Genomic DNA, 20,093 nt, shown 5'->3' with positions numbered 1-20,093 from the left:
TCCTCTGAGGCAAGTTTCTTGCCTCAGAGGCAAAACTCCGGCGGAGCGGGAGATCAGCGCTGCGCCACCGCCTGCTTGACCAGCGTCTTCCCGAAGTCCCACATCAGTCCGCCACCCCCATGGGCGTCGTCCATCGCGGCCGTGAACGCGGTCACGAAGCGGTCCACGTCCTCCTCGTCGATGATCAGCGGCGGGATCAGCTTGATCACCTCCAGATGGTCCCCCGACACCTGGGTGAGGATCCGGTGCCGCTGGAGCAGCGGGACGACGACCATCTGGGCGAAGAGCCCCTTGCGGGCCGCCTGCAGCATCGTCCACCGGCTGCGCAGCCCGAGCGAGGACGGCCGCCCGAACTCGATCCCGATCATCAGCCCGCGTCCGCGGATCTCCTTCAGCAGCTCGTAGCGCGGCACGAGCTCCTTCAGCCGCGAGGACAGCAGCTCGCCGATCCGGCGCACATGGGCCACCGTGCCCTCGTTCTCCATGACCGAGAGCACCGCGAGCCCGGCGGCCATGGCCTGCGCGTTGGAACCGAAGCTGGCCGAGTGGACGAGCACCCGGTCCATGGACGAGTAGACCTTCTTGAAGATCCAGTCCTTGCCGAGCGTCGCGCCGACCGGCACGTAGCCGCCGGAGAGCGCCTTGGCGACGCAGACCAGGTCCGGTTCGACACCGTCCTCGTGCTGGTACGCGTAGAAGTCCCCGGTCCTGCCGAGCCCCGTCTGTACCTCGTCGACGATCAGCAGCGCGCCACGTGCGTGCAGCAGCTCCTGCGCGGCGCGCAGGAAGCCGGGCGGCGCCTCGTGGACCCCCTTGCCCTGGATGGGTTCGACGACGAACGCGGCGACATCGCCCTTGCGCAGCTCCCGCTCCAGGGCGTCCAGGTCCCCCAGCTCGATCGCCGTGTCGGGCAGCAGCGGGGCGAAGCCGTCCCGGAAGCCGTCCTCTCCGTTGACCGAGAGGGAACCGGTGGTCAGCCCGTGGAAGGCGTGGGAGCAGTACAGGACCCTGGGCTTCCCGGTGGCGTACCGGGCGAACTTCAGCGCGGTCTCCACCGCCTCCGTGCCGCTGTTCCCGAAGAAGACGCGGTCCAGGTGCGGGCTGTGGGCGAGCAGCTTCTCGGCGAGCAGCCCGGGCAGGGGCTGGCAGTCGAAGCGGGTGAGGTCGGCGAGCGAGGCGTCCAGGACGTCGTGGAGGGCCTGACGGACGACGGGGTGGTGCCGCCCGAGGCCCATGACACCGAAACCGGCGAGCATGTCGAGGTGGTCGCCGCCGTCGGCGTCCCAGAAGTGGGCGCCCTCGGCCCGTACATAGACCTTGTCGAAGCCGATGGTGTGCAGCATCCGCGGAAGCTGGTGGTTGAGATACCGGGTGTGCAGCTCGTAGCGCTCGGCGCCGCGTTCGGCGAGCAGCGCCGCGAGGTCGAACTCCTTGGTCATCGCCCCTTCTTCCGGGTCAGTGCCGCGCTGATGTCCCCGGCGATCTCCACCGGGGTGAGGCCGAGATCCGCCAGCACCTCCCCGCGCTTGGCATGCGCGAGGAACTGCTCGGGGATTCCGTACGTCCGCAGGGGCACGTCGACGCCCGCGTCGCGCAGGGCCTGGCCCACCGCCGCCCCGACGCCTCCCGTACGACTGTTGTCCTCGACGACCGCGACCAGGCGGTGCAGTGCGGCGAGCGGGGCGAGGGCCTCGTCGACGGGCTTGACCCAGCGCGGGTCGACGACGGTGCACCGGATGCCGCGCCCGGCCAGCAGCTCGGCGGCCTGGAGGCAGACCTCCGCCATCACGCCGACGGTGACCAGCAGCACCTCCGCGTCCGGCTCCGAGGGTCGATCCCGGGCGGCGGGAGCCGGCCGCGGGGCGAGCAGGACGTCCATGGCGCCGATCCGCCCGACGGCCGGTACCGGAGCGCCCACGGTCTCCTTGGGGAACCGCAGCACGGTCGGGGCGTCGTCGACCTCGACGGCCTCGCGCAGCTGGGCCCGCAGCTGCTCGGCGTCGCGCGGGGCGGCGATCCGCAGGCCGGGCACGACCTGGAGGAGCGACAGGTCCCACATGCCGTTGTGGGAGGCGCCGTCCGTCCCGGTGACGCCGGCCCGGTCCAGCACGAAGGTGACACCGCACCTGTGCAGGGCGACGTCCATGAGCAGCTGGTCGAAGGCGCGGTTGAGGAAGGTCGCGTAGACGGCGACGACCGGGTGGAGGCCGCCGGCCGCGAGGCCCGCTGCCGAGACGACGGCGTGCTGCTCGGCGATGCCGACGTCCCAGACCCGGTCGGGGAAGCGCTCGGCGAACTTCGTCAGCCCGACGGGGTGCAGCATGGCGGCGGTGATCGTGACCACGTCCGGTCGCTCGGCCCCGATCTCGGCGATCGCGTCACCGAAGACGGAGGTCCAGGACGGGCCGCCGGACGGGGTCAGCGGCTCACAGGTGAGCGGGTCCATGGCGCCGACGGCGTGGAAGCGGTCGGCCTCGTCCTCCAGCGCCGGGCCGTAGCCGCGGCCCTTCTCGGTGAGGCAGTGGACGAGCACCGGCCCGTGGAAGCGCTGGGCGCGGCGCAGCGCGGACTCGACGGCTGCCACGTCGTGGCCGTCGACGGGGCCGACGTACTTCAGGCCGAGGTCCTCGAACATGCCCTGCGGCGCGAACGCGTCCTTGAACCCCTTCTTGGCACCGTGGAGCGAGCCGTACAACGGCTGGCCGATGACGGGTGTGTGCTGGAGGACGTCCTTGCCCCAGGCGAGGAAGCGCTCGTAGTCGTCGGTGGTCCGCAGGGCGGCCAGGTGGTGGGCGAGACCGCCGATCGTGGGCGCGTAGGAGCGTTCGTTGTCGTTGACGACGATGATCAGGGGCCGGTCCTTGGCGGCGGCGATGTTGTTGAGCGCCTCCCAGGCCATGCCGCCGGTGAGGGCTCCGTCGCCGATGACGGCGACCACGTGGTCCGGGCGGCCGGACACCTCGTTGGCCTTGGCGAGGCCGTCGGCCCAGCCGAGGACGGTCGAGGCGTGCGAGTTCTCGATGACGTCGTGCGGCGACTCCTCGCGCGAGGGATAGCCGGAGAGTCCGCCCTTGCCGCGCAGCTTGGAGAAGTCCTGGCGGCCGGTGAGCAGTTTGTGGACGTAGGTCTGGTGGCCGGTGTCCCACAGGATGCGGTCGGCGGGCGAGTCGAAGACCCGGTGCAGGGCGAGCGTGAGCTCCACCACGCCGAGGTTGGGGCCCAGATGGCCGCCGGTCCTGGCGACGGCGTGGATCAGGAACTGTCTGATCTCCTCGGCCAGTTCGTCGAGCTCGGCGTCGCCGAGCGGCCGGAGGTCCCGCGGCCCCCGAATGTTCTCCAGAATCGTCATGCTCGGCCCCCTTCGACCTGTCGACCCGGCGTCGTGCTGAGCGCTCGGGGAGTCCCGGACGGGGCTCCCCGAGCGCCTCTTCTCACCCTCGGTTGCCGGAGACGGTCTCGCGGGCCGCCCGCAGGGACTCCTTGAGCGAGCCCATGGTGGCGAGGACGGCGGTCGGCTCGTATCCGCAGTGCGCCATGCAGTTGGCGCAGCGCGGGTCCTTGCCGCGGCCGTACTTGTCCCAGTCGGTCTCCTCGATCAGCTCCCGGTACGTGGGGACGTAGCCGTCGCTCATCAGGTAGCAGGGGCGCTGCCAGCCGAAGAGCGAGTAGTTCGGGATCGCCCACGCGGTGCAGGGGAAGTCGGCCTTGCCCTCCAGGAAGTCCAGGAAGAGCGGCGAGTGGTTCAGCCGCCAGCGGCTGCGGTTGCCGCCGGCGAAGGCCTTCTTGAACAGCTCCCGGGTCTGCTCGACGCCGAGGAAGTGCTCCTGGTCGGGAGCCTTCTCGTAGGCGTACGCGGGCGAGATCATCATCTCGTCGACCTGGAGGTCGTCGTTGAGGTAGTTGAGCACCTCGATGATGGTCTGCGGGGTGTCGGTGTTGAAGAAGGTCGAGTTGGTGGTGACGCGGAAGCCGCGCCGCTTGGCCTCCTTGATCGCCGCCACGGCCTCGTCGAACACGCCTTCCTTGGCGACGGATTCGTCGTGGCGCTCGCGCAGCCCGTCGATGTGCACCGCGAAGGCGAAGTACGGGGAGGGGGTGAAGTTCTCCAGCTTCTTGCGCATCAGCATCGCGTTGGTGCAGAGGAAGACGTACTTCTTCTTCGCCACCAACTGGCGCACGATCTCGTCGATCTGAGGGTGCATCAAGGGCTCACCGCCCGCGATGGAGACCATCGGCGCCCCGGACTCCAGGACCGCGCCGACGGCCTGCGCGACCGGCATCCGCTGCTTGAGCACACCCGCCGGGTGCTGGATCTTTCCGCAGCCCTCGCACTTGAGGTTGCAGGCGAACAGTGGCTCCAGTTCGACGATCAGAGGGAACTTGTCGCGCTTGCGGAGCTTCTGTTCGAGGAGATAGGTCCCGACCCGGATGGACTGACGGAGCGGCATGGCCATAACTCGCTCACCTCCTGGGGAGCAGCAAAGAACGGTGCCATTCGAAGAATGCGGGAAGGACGGCATGAAGAACACGGAAAGCCGATATTCCACCGCGTACCGTGCCGATCCGGACCAGTTCATGTTCTGGAGCGTCCACGACCACCCGTACGGCCGCAACCGGGCGCGCTCCGGCGGCCAGCGCGGTGCCGAGCGTGGCGGCGGACTCCATGTCCACCGCGATGGCTCCGGTGGCCCGCAGCTCGGCCCGCTCGTGGCCGCGGACGACATGTCCGGAGCCGGTCAGCGGGCCGGTGTGGACCGTGCTGCCGGGCAGGGCCCGGGTCAGGGCCTTGACCAGCAGTTCCGTACCGGTGCAGGTGGTGGCGCCGTCGGGGCCTCGGGTCTCGTCGGCCACGATCAGGTCCCCGGGGTGCATCCCGGGGGCGAGACCGGCGCAGAAGCCCGAGGCGATGACGACGGCGTCCCGCCAGGGCTCGCGGTCGAGCGCCCGGGACACGGCGCGGCGGGCACGGTCGGGGCCCATTCCGGTGCGCACCACGGTGAACGGTCCGGGCGCGCCGGCCCGGTCACCGCTGCGCAGGGCGAGCTGCTCGATGCCGAGCGCGCATGCGATCAACAACGGCGGCACGCCACCGGACGAAGGCCCCGGCTCCTCGGCCATCACCCCTCCCGGGAGACGGCCGGTTCGCCGTTCACATAGCGCCCGAGCGCCGTGAGCGGGAACACCTGCCGGTAGAGGTGGTAGTTGATGGAGAAGTCCCAGGGGAAGCCGGTGCCGGTGAAGTACGGCTCGTCCCAGGACCCGTCCGTGCGCTGCGTCTCGGCCAGCCAGGCGATGCCGCGCTCCACGGCCTTGGAGTCGCGTCCGCCGGCGGCGAGCAGGGCGAGCAGCGCCCAGGCGGTCTGCGAGGCGGTCGAGGCGCCGTGCCCGATCCAGGGCTGCTCCGTGTACGAGCGCAGGTCCTCGCCCCAGCCGCCGTCCTCGTTCTGCACGGACTCCAGCCAGGCGACGGCGCGGCGGATCGCGGGGTGGGAGCGGGGCAGCCCGGCCGCGGTAAGCGCGGGGACCACCGAGCCCGTCCCGTACACGTAGTTGACGCCCCAGCGTCCGAACCAGGCGCCGTTCGGCTCCTGTTCGGCGAGCAGCCACTCGACTCCCCTGCGTGTACGGGGGTGCTGGGCCTTGCCCTCGTAGGCCAGCATCTCCACGACATGGGCGGTGACGTCGGCCGACGGCGGGTCGATGACCTCGCCGAAGTCGCAGAAGGGCAGCCGGTTGGGGAAGGGGCTGGTGTTGTCCGCGTCGAAGGCGGCCCAGGCCCCGTTCTTCGACTGCATCCCGGCGGTCCAGCGGGCGCCGCGGGCGATGGCCGCCTCGACCCCGGCGGGGTCGGGGTGCTTCACCCGGCGCAGGGCGAGGATGACCTCGGCGGTGTCGTCGATGTCCGGGTAGTTGTCGTTGTGGAACTCGAAGGCCCATCCACCCGGGGGCAGTCCCGGCCTGCGCACGGCCCAGTCACCGGGCTTGACGATCTCCTCGCCCAGCATCCAGTCGGCGGCCTTCACCAGCGCCGGATGGTCGGCCGGCAGCCCGGCGTCCGCGAGGGCGATGGTGGCGAGGCAGGTGTCCCAGACGGGCGACTGGCATGCCTCGATCATGCGTGCGCCGTCCTCGCGCCGCACGGCGAAGCGGTCGAGCGACTCGAGCCCGGCCCGCATGACGGGGTGCTCCAGGTCGTAGCCGAGCAGATGCAGGGCGATCACCGAGTAGACGGCCGGGGGCTGGATGCCGCCCCAGCAGCCGTCGTTCTCCTGGCGTTCGACGATCCAGCGGGCGGCGACGTTCATGGCCGCCTTGCGCAGTCGGCGCGGGGCCACCTTGCGGTAGACGTGCAGCCCCTTGTCGATCCGCTGGAAGGCGCCCTTCCAACTGGCCACGGAGGCCGACGGCTTCACCGGATTCGGCCGGGCCGGATCGGTGTGCAGCTCGTCCAGCGGGAAGGGCGCGGGGCGTACGGGCCGCTTCGCGGAGACCACGGTGAGCGGCACGATGGTCTGCCGGGCCCAGCAGCCGAAGTCGTAGATGTTGAGCGGGAACCACTTCGGCAGGAAGATCAGCTCGGGTGGCAGCTCGGGGAGGTCGTCCCACTTCCACCAGCCGAAGAGGGCGAGCCAGATCCGGGTGAAGACGCGGGCGGCGGCGATCCCGCCCCGGTCCCGGATCCAGGCGGAGGCGCGGGCCATGTGCGGGTCCTCGGGCAGGTCCCCGGCGAGGCGCAGCGCCACATACGCCTCGATGGTGGTGGAGAGCTCACCCGGCCCGCCGTGGAAGGTCGCCCAGGTACCGTCCTCGCGCTGCTCGCCCCGGATGAAGAGGGCGGCCGCGCGCGTGGTCTCGGCGTCCCGGATGCCGAGGAACTGACGCAGCAGGAGGTCCTCCGCGTCCATGGTGACGTTGGTCTCCAGGTCGCCCTTCCACCAGCCTTCGGCGTCCTGGCGTCCGAGCAGATGCTCGACGGAGCGTTCCGCCGCCCGTTTCGCGGCCTCTTCGAGGCCGGTCGCGAGCGCGGTGTCGACGGTGTCGCTGGCCGCGGCCGCCCGGGGTCCCACGGCCCCGGCGCTTCCGTCGGTCGTCGCTGTCATGGCTTCCCCTTCGTGCAGTCGAATACTTCTGCTTCCTCGGGTCTGCCGTCGGCCGATGCCCGGTGGCACCGGCCGGCGACTGCGCACTCATATCAGGGTGATGGTGATCATCTCTTCCGTACGACCACGAAGTCGGCGAGCGCGGTGAGCTGCGCCCTCACCCGCTCGGGCATGTCGACCTCGTGCAGGGCCTGGATGGCGATGGTGTGCTGACGGCGGGCCTCCTCGGAGGTCCACGCACGGCCGCCGGCCTCCTCGATGAGGGCCGCGCGGGTGGCGAACTCCTCCTCGGAGAAGGAGTCGAAGTCGGTGCTCTTGGCATCGGCGGCGAGCAGCTCGCCGAGCTTCTCGGACGCCGGTCCGCCGGCCGCCAGGGCGGCGACGACGGGCAGGGACTTCTTGCGCTGGCGCAGGTCGCTCCAGGTCTGCTTGCCGGTGGCCTCGGGGTCGCCCCAGATGCCGAGCAGGTCGTCGACGGCCTGGAAGGCGAGGCCGAGGTGGTAGCCGTACTCCTCCAGCTTGTCGGCGGTGCGGTCGTCGGCTCCGCCGAGGACCGCACCGATGGAGACCGCGCAGGCGAGCAGGGCGCCGGTCTTGTTGCCCTCCATCTCCAGGCACTCCTCGACGGTGACCCGGTCGCGGTGCTCGTAGGAGATGTCCTGGGCCTGCCCGTCGATGAGCTTGCGGCTGGCGGTGGTCAGCCGGCGGGTGGCGCGGCCGGCCTCGACGGTGCCGAGTTCCAGCAGCAGCTCGTTGGCCAGCGCGAAGAGGGCGTCGCCGACCAGGATCGCCTGCGCGGGACCGTGCACCTTCCAGACGGTGTCGCGGTGACGTCGCTGCTCGTCGCCGTCCATCAGGTCGTCGTGCAGCAGCGAGAAGTTGTGGACGAGCTCCACGGCGACGGCTCCGGGGACGCCGACCTCGGGAGCGACGCCGGCCGCCTCGGCCGACAGCAGGGCGAGCGCGGGCCGGACGGCCTTGCCGCTGTCCCCCTCCGTGGGGTTTCCCTGCGCGTCGATCCAGCCGAAGTGGTAGGCGGCCACGGTGTCCATGGGCGGTGCGAGCCGGTCGACGGCCGCCCGCAGGACGGGGGTGGACAGGGTCCGCCCCCGCTCCAGCAGAGCGGTCACGTCCGCGGTGTCGACGGCCGGTTTCACCGGGGGCACAGTCGGCACGGTCTCTCCTCTTGTTCCAGTACTCACACTCATACCGCCTCCTGCAGCGGATGTTCATGGCGGCGGCCGAGGGCGGAGAGCGCGGCGCCCGCGGCGCTGAAGCCGCTGCGAACGGCGCCCTCCATGGTCGCGGGCCAGCCGGTGGCGGTCCACGCGCCGGCCAGATACAGGCCGGGGGCGTGGGTGCGGGCGGCGGGGCGGAGCCGGCCGACGCCCGGTGTGGGGGCGAACGTCGCCGTCCGCTCCCTGGTGACGAAGAAGTCCCTGACCTCGGCGGTGCGGGCGGCGGGCAGCAGCCGCTCCAGCTCCGGGAGGTAGCGCTCGCGGAGCACGGAGACGGGCTCGTCGATCTCGCTCTGTGCGGCGGACTGGGAGACGGCCAGATACTGTCCTCCCGCCCGTCGCCCACCACCACCCACGTTCGAGGGCCCTTCGGGCCCGCCCCTCAGCAGGCCGGAGGAGTCGGTGCGGTCGAAGACCCACTGCACCGGGGAGCCGAGCGCGGTGAAGAACGGCTGCTTGAGCACCTTGCGGTCGTAGACGACGTGCACGTTGAGGATGGGCGCGGTGCCGATGTCGAGGAGCCGGTCGGGGTCGTCGAGGGCGCCCTCGGGCAGCAGCTCGCGGGTCTCTCGCTGCGGCACGGCGAGCACGACGGCGTCCGCCTCGATGGTCTCCCCCGGCACCTCGACGCTCCATCGGCCGTCGTCGGTACGGGAGATCCGATCGGCCTTGACCCGCAGTTCGGTGCGTACGCCGAGGGAGTCGAGGGCCTTGCGGGCGAGCGTGTCGTGGAGCTCGCCGAGGGGGACGTGCGCCCAGCCGATGTCGGCGGCGCCCGGCTCGGAGAGCAGGCCGGTCTTGAAGACCATCGCGGCCAGGCCCATGGAGGCGTGTGGCGCCGTGGCGTTGAGGGTGGCGACGCCGACCAGGTCCCACAGGGCCTCGACGGCGCGCGCGGACTGCCCGTGGCGGCCGAGCCAGGTGGCGAAGTCGATGCCGTCGAGGGCCGGGTCGGCGGGGTCGAGCGCCTTGAGCGCGAGCGCGGCGCGCCCGACGCTCGCCCGCTCCACGAGGGAGAGGTGCGGATAGGTCGCCAGGCTCTTGGCGAGGTGCAGCGGTACGGGCAGGGCGGTGCGGCGCAGCCGGCCGAGGCGGGGGCCGCGGGGGTGGCCGACGTCGAGGACGGGCACGTCCAGTCGGTCCTGGAGGGGCGCGAGGTGGGCGCCCTCGACCCGGTCGAGGAACCAGCGGTAGGCCGTGCAGCAGCGCAGATAGACGTGCTGCCCGTTGTCGACGGTGAGCTCGCCGCGCCGGAAGGAGAAGGCGAGGCCGCCGAGTCGCGGCCGGCCTTCGAGCAGCGTCACGCGCAGCCCGGCGTCCGCGAGCTGGAGTGCGGCGGTGATCCCGGCGAGGCCGCCGCCGACCACGACGGCGTGCGGTGCCCGCGGCATGGACTCGTCGGTGGTCATGCGCTCCCCCTTGCGGCCGTCGCAGTCAGGGACGCCGCCGCGCGGCGCCGGGTTGCCCGGTGCTCCGGCTCGTGGACACGCATCACGCGCGCCTCCTGATGGTCCGTCGGGAGATGTGGCGGGCGTCCAGGCCGGAGAGGCCGCGCACGGCGACGTACGCCTTCTCACGGCCGGGCAGCGAGACGCGGCCGCGCAGCACCGCCTCGGGGTCGCGCTCGATCCGGTCGAGCAGGCGCCGGTAGATCCCGGCCATGGCCGCGACACAGGCGCCGCTGCGCCGGTCGAGCATGGGCAGCAGCCGGTAGCCCTCGGCGAACAGGGCGCGGGCCCGCCGTACCTCGAAGTGCACCAGGCCGGTGAAGTCGGCCCCCTCGGGCGGGGTCTCGCTCGCGAAGCCGTCGCCGCAGCCGAACTTGGCCAGGTCGTCGGCGGGCAGGTAGGTGCGCCCGTTCCCGGCGTCCTCGCGCACGTCACGGAGGATGTTGGTGAGCTGGAGGGCGAGCCCGAGCGTGTCGGCGTACTCGGGGGCGCGTTCCACTCCCTGCGCGCCCGGCTGGGTGCCGAAGACACCGAGGGAGAGCCTGCCGATGGCCCCGGCGACGCAGCGGCAGTAGACCTTGAGGTCGTCCCAGGTCTCGTACGTCTCACCGCGTACGTCCATCAGGACCCCGTCGATGAGCTCGTCGAGGCCGCCGAGCGGGATCGGGAAGCGGCGGGAGGCGTCGGCGAGGGCCACGGCGACGGGGTCGGTGTCGTCGTCGTCGACCTCGTCCTTGCGGATCCGCTCCAGGAGCGCGCGGGTGGATTCGAGCCGGTCCCGCTTCGCCTCGGCCGCGAGGGTGCCGTCGCCGATGTCGTCGACGCGTCGCGAGAACGCGTACAGCGCCGACATGGCCTGCCGCTTCTCCGTCGGCAGCAGTCGGATGCCGTAGGCGAAGTTACGGGCCTGCTGTCCGGTGACGGCCTCGCAGTAGCTGTACGCGGCCTGTACCGGCGCCGACGTCTCCGTCTGTCCTTCCACGGTCCGGCTCACCCCTCTCTCCGCGCTCTGAGCAGGATCGATCCCGCTTCGCGCATCAGACTCGGCTTGGTGGGCTTGGGCGGCTTCGGCAGTACGTCGTACCCGCCTCCGGCGGCGGCGATCGCGTCGAGCGCGGCGAGTCCGCCGGCCGTGAAGCCGGCGAGCAGCAGGCGCAGCCTGCCGTGGACGCTGGCCACCAGCGGGGCTCCGTCGTTCAGCAGCTCGCGGGCGCGCTGCGCCTCGAAGGCGATGAGCGCGCGGACCGACGCGCCGGCGGTGGGCCGGGCGAGGTCGGCCTCGGTGACGTGGAAGGCCTTCATGTCCTCGGCCGGCAGGTAGATCCGGTCGCGGCCGAGGTCCTCGGCGACGTCCTGGAGGTGCTCGACGATCTGCAACGCGGTGCAGATGTCGTCGGAGTGGCGGATGCGCTCGGGGGTGGCGGTGCCGGTGATCCCGAGGACGAGCCGGCCGACGGGGTTCGCGGAGAGCTCGCAGTACGCGAGGAGGTCGTCGTACGTCTCGTAGCGGCGCACCAGCTGGTCCTGGCGGTTGGCCTGGATCAGGCCGAGGAAGGGCTCGGGCGTGAGACCGCAGCGGCGCACGGTCGGCTGGAGGGCCAGGAGCAGGGGGTGGCGCGGGACGGAGTCGAAGACCCGCAGCAGGTCGGCCTCGAAGGCGTCCAGCATCGCGAGCCGGTCCTCGGCACGCTCGGGGGCGACGCCGAGGTGGCGGGCGTCGGCTCCGCCGGGTGCGAGATCGCCGTCGCCGATGTCGTCGACGAGACGGGCGTAGCCGTAGACGGCCATGAGGTCGTCACGCCAGGCGCGCGGCAGGAAGAAGGGGGCCACGGGGAAGTTCTCGTCCGCGGCCTTGTCGAGCGTGGTGCGCGAGGAGGCGTCGTGGCGCACCTGCCGGGTTCCCGTCACTGGGGGCTGCCCGACGCGGGGACGGCGACACCCTCGTGGAGCTGGAGATTTTGCGTCATGGCCGTCACATCTCCTGTTCTACACTGCCGATCCAATCCATCCTATTTCGGACACGCCACCGGGCCTCCCCAGAGGCTCGCCGCCCGACGGCCGGGATGCCTAGGGGGTATCGCCCCACTTGCCACGAATCAGCACCGGTACAGCTTACGTTGTACAACGCCCACTGCCTCGTCGGGGTGCGACCCGCTTTGCGAAAACATCACCGGGCTCGCCAACCTTCCGGCGTGGCGCGGCAGTTCACGGATCCGTGACGTTCAGTCCGCGCGGGCGCCGGAGACGACCATGGCGAGGGTGGACTCGACGACGTCCGCGCGGCGCCGCTCCGGAAGGCGGCGCAGCGGGCCGTCGAGCAGCAGGAGTGACAGTCCGTGCACGGCCGACCACGCGGCGGCCTCGGCGGCGGGCCGGGCCTGCCGAGGGATGCGCCCGACCCGGGTGAGGGCCTGCAGGGCGTCCGTGAGCAGCGTGAACGCCCGGATCTCGGGTTCGGGCTCGGGTGCCCGGCCGGCGGGCGCCCACTCCTCGCCGCAGGGCGGCCGAGGGGTGCAGAACGCGGCCCGGTAGAGGCCGGGCTGGTCCAGGGCGAAGCCCACGTAGCCGCGGCCGAGAGCGGCGAGGCGCAGCTCGGCGGCGACGGTGGCGTCGTCGGCCCCGGGTGCCCGGTCGGCGGCGCGCTCCATGGACTCCGCGAGCGCGCGCTGGGCGTGCACCTTGACGGCCTTCAGGAGCTCCCCGCGGCCGTCGAAGTGCCGGTAGGCGGCGGTGGGCGAGACGCCGACCCGGCGGGCCGCCTCCCGCAGGACGACGCGGTCGGGACCGCCTTCGGTGGCCAGGTCGACGGCGGCGCAGATCAGCGCGTTGCGCAGATCGCCGTGGTGGTAGGACTTTCCCCCCGAGATCGCTGCCATGCGCTCATCCTGCCCGATGTTGACCGCATGAACATTCCAGGCGGGTGGCGCGACGCGCCGCGGAGAACGCGAAGGCCCCCGCCGGTCCGGCAGGGGCCCCGCGGCGCGGTGGTGGGACTACTTCCCGGTCTCGCGCTCGTACGCCTTGATGACCTCGTCGGTGGGCCCGTCCATGAGCAGCTCGCCCTTCTCCAGCCACAGCACACGGTCGCAGGTGTCCCTGATCGACTTGTTGCTGTGACTGACGAGGAAGACCGTGCCGGCCTCCTTGCGGAGCTCGCGGATGCGCTCCTCGGAGCGGATCTGGAACCGGCGGTCACCGGTCGCGAGCGCCTCGTCGATCATGAGCACGTCGTGGTTCTTGGCCGCCGCGATGGCGAATCGGAGCCGGGCGCCCATGCCGGAGGAGTACGTACGCATCGGGAGACTGATGAAGTCGCCCTTCTCGTTGATGCCCGAGAAGTCGACGATCCCCTGGTAGCGCTCGCGGATCTCTTCCTTGCTCATTCCCATGGCAAGGCCGCCGAGTATCACGTTGCGCTCGCCGGTCAGGTCGTTCATCAGCGCCGCGTTGACGCCGAGGAGCGAGGGCTGGCCGTCGGTGTAGACCTTGCCGCTCTCCGTGGGGAGCAGTCCCGCGATGGCGCGCAGCAGGGTCGACTTGCCGGAGCCGTTGCTGCCGATGAGGCCGATGGCCTCGCCGCGGTAGGCGGTGAAGGAGACGCCTCGTACGGCGTGCACCTTGCGGACTCCCCGGGAGACCTCGGCCTTGCCGCGGCCGAGGATCCGGCTGAGCGCCGCCGTGGCGCTGCCCTTGCCGCCGCCACCGGTGTTGACCCGGTAGACGATGTGGACCTCGTCGGCGATGACGGTGGGAACGCGTCCCTGGTCGATGTCAGCCACGGCCGTACCTCTCCTCGGCCTTCCAGAAGTAGACGAAGCCGCCGAGGCCCATCGCCACGGCCCAGCCCAGGGCGGCGATCCAGACGTGCGACGGCAGGTTGCCGGAGCCGTAGCCGTCGATCAGGGCGAAGCGGATCAGGTCCATGTAGATGGCGGCCGGGTTGTACATGAGGACGTCGGCGATCCAGGCCGGCTTGTCCGCGAGCATCACCGGGATCGAGAACATCACGCCGGACGCGTACATCCAGGTGCGCATGATGAACGGCATCAGCTGGGCGAGGTCGGGCGTCTTGGAGCCCATCCGCGCCATGATCATGGCGAGCCCGACATTGAACACGAACTGCAGGAGCAGGGCCGGGACCAGGAGGAGCCAGCTCAGCGACGGGTAGCTGCCGAAGGCGATCGCGACGGCCGCCAGCACGATCATCGAGAACAGCAGCTGCTGGAGCTGCTGGAGCGCGAAGGAGATGGGCAGCGTGGCGCGCGGGAAGTGCAGCGCCCGGACGAGTCCGAGGTTGCCGGAGATCGCCCGCACGCCCGCCATCACCGAGCTCTGCGTGAAGGTGAACACGAAGATCCCCGTCACCAGGAAGGGGATGTAGACCGCGGTCGTCATGCCCTGGCCGGCGTCCAGGATCAGCCCGAAGATCAGGTAGTAGACCATCGCGTTGAGCAGCGGGGTCGCCACCTGCCACAGCTGGCCAAGCTTCGCCTGGCTGTACTGCGCCGTCAGCTTCGCCTGGGAGAAGGCCAGGATGAAGTGGCGCCGCCCCCACAGCTGACGGACGTACTCCAGGATGCCGGGCCGGGCGCCGCTGACCGCGAGACCGTACTTGGCCGCCAGTTCGGCCGGGGTCAGGCCGTCATCGGCAGAGGGCGGGGCGCTCGTCGCGACCGCACCGTCGTGGGTTGTGTCACTCACAAGTCGAAACTTTCGTATCCAGATGCGCGGCAAGTCGGGTACCACGTTGTCACACGACGGGCGGGCGTCCCAGTCGGGTCAGCCGCCACACCGTACGCCATCTCATGGGCCGTCGCGGTCCGCACGGAACGCGCCAGCCTTCCCGGAATCCGCCGATCCACGCCTTGAGGGCGGGGAGGGAGGGGCGGCGCGCCAGAGTCAGCAGCAGCCAGACACCGAGATAGACCGGAACGAGGGGTGCGGGGAGGTTGCGCCGAGCCAGCCACACCCGGTTGCGGGCCACGTTGAAGTGGTAGGACGCGTGCCGGGAGGGTGGTGTGGTGGGGTGCAGCAGCACCATGTCGGAACGGTAGTCGATCATCCAGTCGGCGTCGAGCGCCCGCCAGGCGAGATCGGTCTCCTCATGGGCGTAGAAGAACTCGCCCGGCAGGTCGCCGACTTCGGCGAGGACCTTCGTACGGACCGCGTTGGCGCCGCCGAGGAAGGTGGTCACGCGCGAGGACCGCATCGGGTCGGACGCGCGCAGCCGCGGGACGTGCCGGCGCTGGGTGAGGCCCGTCTCAGGGTCCGCGATCCGGAAGCTGATGATGCCCAGCCGGGGGTCGGCGGTGAACGCCTGGCGGACCAGCTCGGCGGTGTCCTCGTGGGCGAGCAGACCGTCGTCGTCCAGGAAGAGCAGTGCGTCGACGGGGCCGCAGGGTCCACCGGGCCCGAAGGCCTCGATGCCGACGTTGCGGCCGCCGGGGATGCCCAGGTTCTCGGGCAGGTCGATGGTGTGGACGCCGTCGGGCACACCCGTCACCGGGGCGCCGTTGCCGACCACGACGACCTCGACCGGGTCGCCCTCCTGCTTGGCGACCGAGTCGAGGAGCGCGCGCAGATCGTCGGGGCGGTTGCCCATGGTGATGATGACGGCGCCCAGCTTCATCGGCGTACTCACGCTTGTCCTCACTTCAGCCGGCTCGACGCCAGGATCGACACCAGGTGCAGCACCGTCTGCAGCAGCGCGATGCCGGCCAGCACGGCGACGCCCAGCCGCGAGAAGAACAGGTCGCCCCTGACCGAGTCCACGATCGCGAGGACCAGGATCAGCAGGGATGCCTCGATGCCGAGGACCAGCCGGTGGAACTTGAGCGCGGCGGCGGCCCTGCGGGCCAGCGCCACGCCGGACGAGCGCGGCTCGGACGCCGCCTCCTTCACCGGCGGCAGCCCGCCCTGGTGCCGGGCGACACCGACCAGGTCGGTCTCGGCCTTGATCAGGATGGCGCCGAGGGCGGCGAGGGTGCCGAGGAAGGCCCACAGCCAGTCGATCCGCCCGGAGCCCCACAGGTCGGCGGCGCGCAGGCCGAAGCCGACGAGGACCGCCGCGTCGCAGAGGTAGGCCCCGACCCGGTCGAGGTACACGCCACCGAGCGAGAACTGCTGCTTCCAGCGGGCCACCTCACCGTCGACACAGTCGAGCAGCAGGTAGAGCTGGACCATGACCACACCGAGCACGGCGCCCCAGATCCCGGGGATCAGCAGCGCCGGGGCGGCGAGGACGCCGGCCAGCGTCATCACGTACGTGAGCTGGTTCGGCGTGATCCGGGTCTTCACCAGGTGCCGGGTGATCCGCAGCGAGATCTCCCGCATGTACAGGCGGCCCGCCCAGTGTTCGCCGCTCCGCCGGTCCTTCACACCCGCGGGGTGAACGACCGGGCGGAGCTCAGCTACCGATGGCTTTGGCATAGTCGGCGTACGCGTCCCTGATCTGGTCGGTGGACAGGTCGAGGTGCTCGAGGATGGTGTAGCGGCCGGGACGGGTCTGCGGCGCGAAGGTGACGGCCTCGACGAACTCGTCGACGCTGAAGCCCATCTCGCCGGGCGTCACGGGCAGGCCGTGCCGGCGCAGCGTCTCGACCATGCCCAGCGAACCGTCCGCGGCACCGCGCAGGTGCATCGCGAAGGCCGCGCCCAGTCCGCACTGCTCGCCGTGGCTGGCCGCACGCTGGGGGAAGAGCAGGTCGAAGGCGTGGCTGATCTCATGGCAGGCGCCCGAGGAGGGCCGGCTGTCGCCGCTGATCGACATGGCGATCCCGGACATCACCAGGCCCTCGGAGAGGGTGACGAGGAAGTCGTCGTCCCCGACGCCGCCGGGGTGGCGCAGGACCGCCTCGCCGGCGCTGCGGGCCATCGCCGCGGCCAGGCCGTCGACCGGCTCGCCGGTCTCCCGGTGCGAGAGCTCCCAGTCCGCGATGGCGGAGAGGTTGGAGATCGCGTCGCCGATGCCGGAACGGACGTAGCGCACCGGGGCGTCCCGGATCACGTCGAGGTCGATGACCAGCGCGATCGGGGTCGGCACACCGTAGGAGCCGCGCCCGTTGTCGTTGTCCAGGGTGGAGATCGGCGAGCAGATGCCGTCGTGCGACAGGTTCGTGGCGATGGCGACCAGCGGCAGGCCGACCCGGGCCGCCGCGTACTTGGTCACATCGATGATCTTGCCGCCGCCGAGGGCCACCACCGCGTCGTAGCGCTTGCCGCGCATGGCGTCGGCGAGCTTGACCGCCGCGTCGATGGTGCCGCCCTCGACCGGGTACCAGTCGGCGCCGGGCAGCTCGGGAGCGAACTGCTCACGCAGCTTCAGACCCGAGCCGCCGCTGATCGCCACGGCGATCCGGCCGTTGCTGGAGATCCGCTGGTCCGCCAGGAGGCCGGCGAGATCGTCCAGCGCTCCCCGGCGGATGTCGACGACGACCGGCGAGGGGATCAGCCGGGTCAGTACTGGCACGCGATCTCACGGCCCTTCGCGAGGTCGTCGTGGTTGTCGATCTCGACCCACTTGACGTCGCCGATGGGAGCCACGTCGATGGTGAAGCCGTCGTCGACGAGCTTCTGGTAGCCGTCCTCGTAGTAGAGGTCGGGGTCGCGCTCGAAGGTGGCCTTGAGGGCGTCGGCGAGCGCCTCGGCGGCCTCGGGCTCGATGAGGGTGACACCGATGTACTCACCGGTGGCGGTGGCCGGGTCCATCAGCTTGGTGATCTTCTGGACGCCCTTGCCCTCGGCGGTGATGACCTTCATCTCCTCGTCGGCCAGGTTCTTCACCGTGTCGAGGGCGAGGATGATCTTCTGGCCGTCGCCGCGTGCGGCGAGCAGCGTCTTCTCGACCGAGACGGGGTGGACGGTGTCGCCGTTGGCGAGGATCACACCGCGCTTGAGGACGTCACGGGCGCACCACAGGGAGTAGGCGTTGTTCCACTCCTCGGCCTTGTCGTTGTCGATCAGCGTGATCGAGACGCCGTACGTGGCCTCCAGGGCCTCCTTGCGTGCGTACACGGCCTCCTTGCGGTAGCCGACGACGATGGCGACCTCGGTGAGGCCGACCTCCGCGAAGTTCTTCAGCGTGAGGTCGAGGACGGTGGTGTCACCGTCGACAGGCACGAGGGCCTTCGGAAGCGTGTCGGTGTAGGGGCGCAGACGCCGTCCGGCACCGGCTGCCAGTACGAGGCCAATCATGCTGTTTCTCCTTCGTCGTGTACGGCGGGTGCTCCGGAGGACACCCAGAAGCGGATGGACTCCACGAGCACCACGAGCGCGACGGTGACCGCCAGAGCGGTGAGCGCCAGGGTGAAGTCGTTGCCACGGCTCGCCAGCAGGGCGGCGAGGACGGTCACCAGCAACGTGCGGCCCTCGTGACCGCCGATCGTGCGCACCAGCCACGCGGGCGGCGCGCCGGTGCCGCCGCGGATGCGGTACACCGTGTCGTAGTGATGGTAGGCGACGGCGGCAACCAGTCCGTAGGCCGCGGGCAAGGCCCCGTTCACCTCGGAGCGGGCCGCGAGGATCAGGATGGTGCCGTACTCGGCGGCCCTGAACAGGGGCGGTACGAGCCAGTCGAGCGGGCCCTTGAGGGGCCGGGAGACGGCGACGCCGGAGCAGAGGACATACATCACAGCGGCGAGGACGACCCAGGGGCTGCCGACCTCCCGGGAAGCGGCCTGGGTCACCAGGACGGCGGCGCCGAAGGCCGCGAGCAGCGGAGCGGCCCAGGTCCTCGGCGCGCCTCCGGGGGTCCCTGCCCAGAGCTGGGCGAGCGGTCCCGAGTCGGTCAGGTCGAACAGCGCCCGCGCGGCCCGGTCCGTCCGCTTCGCCTTGCGGGTCAGCGAGCGCAGCACCCGGCCGGCGGTGGTGTAGCAGGCCCCGAAGGCACAGCCGATGATCAGGGCCCAGAAGACGATCCGCGGGGTGGTGACGGCGGTCAGGACCGCGATCATGGCCCAGCGCTCACCGATCGGCAGGATGATCATCCGGCGCACCCAGACGGTCCAGCCGACGCTGTCCAGGCGGTTGGAGAGGGCCGCGGTGGGGCTCGTATTGGCCGTGGCGTCGTGGTTGGCCTCGTTGAACGAGAAGTCCACGACGTGGCGGCAGGTCATCAGGACCATCGCGCCCAGCGCGAGCGCCCAGACGTCGTCGCCGTTCCGCGCGGCCCCGAGGGCGAGGCCCGCGTAGAAGGCGTACTCCTTGGCGCGGTCGAAGGTGGCGTCCAGCCAGGCGCCCATCGTCGAGTACTGCAGGGAGTAGCGGGCGAGCTGCCCGTCGGTGCAGTCCAGGACGAAGGAGACCAGGAGCAGGACGCCTGCGGCGATGTAGCCGCCGCGCTCGCCCGTGGCGGCGCAGCCGGCCGCGATCAGGGCCGTGAGCAGCGAGGCCGTGGTGACCTGGTTGGGGGTCAGTCCGCGCCGCGCGCACCAGCGGGCGATGTAGCGCGAGTACGGGCTGATGAAGAAAGTGGTGAAGAAGCCGTCGTGGGCCTTCACCGCGGAGCGGAGCCGTACGGCCTCGTCGTCGACGTCCGCGACGGCGCTGCGGGCCGTGTGCCGGCTCTCCGCGTCGGTCGGTACGGCGGCCACGAGCGAGCCGAGCTCGGGGCGGTGCACGGCGACGCCCTCGGCGTCGAGCGCGGCGGCGAGGGTGTCGGGCAGCGCCTCGCCCTCGGCGACGACGGGCCCGTGGTCGGCGCCCGGCACCGGCGCGGACACGTCGGTCAGCACGCGGGCGAGGGCCGGTCGGACCTCGCTCTGCGCGGTGAGCGCGCCGGGTACGGCGGAGGCGGGGAACCGGGGGTCGGTGAGGCCGAGCCGCAGCGCGTGGAGGTGTCCGACGAAGCGGGGGTCGACGACGGCGACCCGCTCGTCGGCCGGTACGGCGGCGAGCAGTGCACCGGCGTCACGCGGGTCGGAGGCGACCTTGACGTCGAAGCCCAGCGACCGCAGATCGCCGTCGAGCGACGATCCGGGTACCGGCGGACCGGTGAGGATGGCGGTCGACAGGACGAACTCACTCCTTGGAGCTGACGGGCGGGCCGGCGGGGCCCATGACACGGCCCCGGGCACGGCGGTACGGCCCGGCATCGGGCGGCAGCACGTCGGCTGAGGCTATCGGATGAACGAAAGCGGGAGTTCATCGAGGCTTTGCGGTGCGGACTCCCCCGGGCCCACTCGAATCCTCGCGAGCGCGCCCCGTCCTGCGGAGATCATCATGGGCGATCGACACCCCGCCCCACAAACCGCGCTCCGCGGCCACCCGAGGCGGCTGCCGCACCCCACCCCGAGCTGCGCACATAACCG

At 71.4% G+C, this 20,093-nt stretch carries 17 protein-coding genes; all 17 read right to left on the bottom strand.

Translation table 11 applies throughout. The features are described 5' to 3' along the window. Positions 1–53 precede the first annotated feature (53 nt). The 17 genes from ACFQ7Q_RS09420 to ACFQ7Q_RS09340 all read right to left on the bottom strand — a co-directional run bounded on the left by ACFQ7Q_RS09420 (position 54) and on the right by ACFQ7Q_RS09340 (position 19,796). Positions 54–1,439, bottom strand: coding sequence for an aspartate aminotransferase family protein (locus tag ACFQ7Q_RS09420; protein ID WP_383551700.1), 1,386 nt, complete (start codon positions 1,437–1,439; stop codon positions 54–56). Continuing rightward, positions 1,436–3,349 (bottom strand): 1-deoxy-D-xylulose-5-phosphate synthase, encoded by a 1,914-nt coding sequence (dxs, locus tag ACFQ7Q_RS09415; RefSeq protein ID WP_383551698.1) that lies wholly within the window; start codon positions 3,347–3,349, stop codon positions 1,436–1,438. Before dxs ends, ACFQ7Q_RS09420 begins: the two co-directional genes overlap by 4 nt. An 82-nt stretch (positions 3,350–3,431) precedes the next feature. Further along, entirely contained in the window at positions 3,432–4,454 is a 1,023-nt protein-coding gene (gene hpnH, locus ACFQ7Q_RS09410; protein WP_383551696.1) for an adenosyl-hopene transferase HpnH, read from the bottom strand. 7 nt (positions 4,455–4,461) lie between these two features. After that, positions 4,462–5,118 (bottom strand): 1-hydroxy-2-methyl-2-butenyl 4-diphosphate reductase, encoded by a 657-nt coding sequence (locus ACFQ7Q_RS09405; RefSeq protein WP_383551694.1) that lies wholly within the window; start codon positions 5,116–5,118, stop codon positions 4,462–4,464. Further along, positions 5,118–7,100 carry a squalene--hopene cyclase gene (gene shc, locus ACFQ7Q_RS09400; protein WP_383551692.1) on the bottom strand — a complete coding sequence of 661 codons (1,983 nt, stop codon included), beginning with the start codon at positions 7,098–7,100 and terminating at the stop codon, positions 5,118–5,120. The genes ACFQ7Q_RS09405 and shc overlap by 1 nt, the downstream gene beginning before the upstream one ends. Before the next feature lie 107 nt (positions 7,101–7,207). Beyond that, positions 7,208–8,308 (bottom strand): polyprenyl synthetase family protein, encoded by a 1,101-nt coding sequence (locus ACFQ7Q_RS09395; RefSeq protein ID WP_383551690.1) that lies wholly within the window; start codon positions 8,306–8,308, stop codon positions 7,208–7,210. Continuing rightward, the gene (hpnE, locus tag ACFQ7Q_RS09390) at positions 8,305–9,747 is read right to left on the bottom strand and encodes a hydroxysqualene dehydroxylase HpnE (protein ID WP_383551688.1); all 1,443 of its coding nucleotides are present in this window, start codon (positions 9,745–9,747) and stop codon (positions 8,305–8,307) included. Before hpnE ends, ACFQ7Q_RS09395 begins: the two co-directional genes overlap by 4 nt. Before the next feature lie 82 nt (positions 9,748–9,829). Next, positions 9,830–10,780, bottom strand: a complete 951-nt coding sequence (gene hpnD, locus ACFQ7Q_RS09385) for a presqualene diphosphate synthase HpnD (protein WP_383551686.1) — start codon at positions 10,778–10,780, stop codon at positions 9,830–9,832. Beyond that, on the bottom strand, positions 10,777–11,694 hold the full coding sequence (gene hpnC, locus ACFQ7Q_RS09380; RefSeq protein WP_383551684.1) for a squalene synthase HpnC: 918 nt from the start codon (positions 11,692–11,694) through the stop codon (positions 10,777–10,779). Before hpnC ends, hpnD begins: the two co-directional genes overlap by 4 nt. Before the next feature lie 314 nt (positions 11,695–12,008). Further along, positions 12,009–12,662, bottom strand: a complete 654-nt coding sequence (locus tag ACFQ7Q_RS09375) for a TetR/AcrR family transcriptional regulator (RefSeq protein ID WP_383551682.1) — start codon at positions 12,660–12,662, stop codon at positions 12,009–12,011. Between the two features lie 117 nt (positions 12,663–12,779). Continuing rightward, the gene (locus ACFQ7Q_RS09370) at positions 12,780–13,565 is read right to left on the bottom strand and encodes an ABC transporter ATP-binding protein (protein ID WP_362355700.1); all 786 of its coding nucleotides are present in this window, start codon (positions 13,563–13,565) and stop codon (positions 12,780–12,782) included. Then, on the bottom strand, positions 13,558–14,487 hold the full coding sequence (locus tag ACFQ7Q_RS09365; RefSeq protein ID WP_383551679.1) for an ABC transporter permease: 930 nt from the start codon (positions 14,485–14,487) through the stop codon (positions 13,558–13,560). The genes ACFQ7Q_RS09370 and ACFQ7Q_RS09365 overlap by 8 nt, the downstream gene beginning before the upstream one ends. Before the next feature lie 49 nt (positions 14,488–14,536). Next, positions 14,537–15,415, bottom strand: a complete 879-nt coding sequence (locus tag ACFQ7Q_RS09360) for a glycosyltransferase family 2 protein (RefSeq protein WP_383551835.1) — start codon at positions 15,413–15,415, stop codon at positions 14,537–14,539. A 20-nt stretch (positions 15,416–15,435) separates the two neighbouring features. Then, positions 15,436–16,215, bottom strand: coding sequence for a CDP-alcohol phosphatidyltransferase family protein (locus ACFQ7Q_RS09355; protein ID WP_383551677.1), 780 nt, complete (start codon positions 16,213–16,215; stop codon positions 15,436–15,438). Next, complete coding sequence (locus ACFQ7Q_RS09350) at positions 16,193–17,254, bottom strand: iron-containing alcohol dehydrogenase family protein (RefSeq protein ID WP_383551675.1); 1,062 nt, start codon at positions 17,252–17,254, stop codon at positions 16,193–16,195. Before ACFQ7Q_RS09350 ends, ACFQ7Q_RS09355 begins: the two co-directional genes overlap by 23 nt. Further along, positions 17,242–17,979: a sugar phosphate nucleotidyltransferase gene (locus ACFQ7Q_RS09345; protein WP_383551673.1), complete on the bottom strand. Its 738-nt coding sequence runs from the start codon at positions 17,977–17,979 to the stop codon at positions 17,242–17,244. Before ACFQ7Q_RS09345 ends, ACFQ7Q_RS09350 begins: the two co-directional genes overlap by 13 nt. Further along, a complete protein-coding gene (locus tag ACFQ7Q_RS09340) occupies positions 17,976–19,796 on the bottom strand; it encodes a DUF5941 domain-containing protein (RefSeq protein ID WP_383551833.1) in 1,821 nt (606 codons plus the stop codon). The genes ACFQ7Q_RS09345 and ACFQ7Q_RS09340 overlap by 4 nt, the downstream gene beginning before the upstream one ends. Positions 19,797–20,093: the final 297 nt, after the last annotated feature.

Origin of the sequence: Streptomyces sp. NPDC056527 (assembly GCF_042794475.1) — a bacterium.
Lineage (GTDB): Bacteria > Actinomycetota > Actinomycetes > Streptomycetales > Streptomycetaceae > Streptomyces.
Note: the sequence above shows the minus strand (reverse complement) of the source record. Positions and strands in the feature narration are given on the sequence as shown.

Coding starts and splice junctions, on each gene's coding strand:
- ACFQ7Q_RS09420 (WP_383551700.1), bottom strand. CDS start 1,439: ATGACCAAGGAGTTCGACCTCGCGGCGCTGCTCGCCGAACGCGGCGCC.
- dxs (WP_383551698.1), bottom strand. CDS start 3,349: ATGACGATTCTGGAGAACATTCGGGGGCCGCGGGACCTCCGGCCGCTC.
- hpnH (WP_383551696.1), bottom strand. CDS start 4,454: ATGGCCATGCCGCTCCGTCAGTCCATCCGGGTCGGGACCTATCTCCTC.
- ACFQ7Q_RS09405 (WP_383551694.1), bottom strand. CDS start 5,118: ATGGCCGAGGAGCCGGGGCCTTCGTCCGGTGGCGTGCCGCCGTTGTTG.
- shc (WP_383551692.1), bottom strand. CDS start 7,100: ATGACAGCGACGACCGACGGAAGCGCCGGGGCCGTGGGACCCCGGGCG.
- ACFQ7Q_RS09395 (WP_383551690.1), bottom strand. CDS start 8,308: ATGAGTGTGAGTACTGGAACAAGAGGAGAGACCGTGCCGACTGTGCCC.
- hpnE (WP_383551688.1), bottom strand. CDS start 9,747: ATGACCACCGACGAGTCCATGCCGCGGGCACCGCACGCCGTCGTGGTC.
- ACFQ7Q_RS09375 (WP_383551682.1), bottom strand. CDS start 12,662: ATGGCAGCGATCTCGGGGGGAAAGTCCTACCACCACGGCGATCTGCGC.
- ACFQ7Q_RS09360 (WP_383551835.1), bottom strand. CDS start 15,415: ATGAAGCTGGGCGCCGTCATCATCACCATGGGCAACCGCCCCGACGAT.
- ACFQ7Q_RS09355 (WP_383551677.1), bottom strand. CDS start 16,215: ATGCCAAAGCCATCGGTAGCTGAGCTCCGCCCGGTCGTTCACCCCGCG.
- ACFQ7Q_RS09345 (WP_383551673.1), bottom strand. CDS start 17,979: ATGATTGGCCTCGTACTGGCAGCCGGTGCCGGACGGCGTCTGCGCCCC.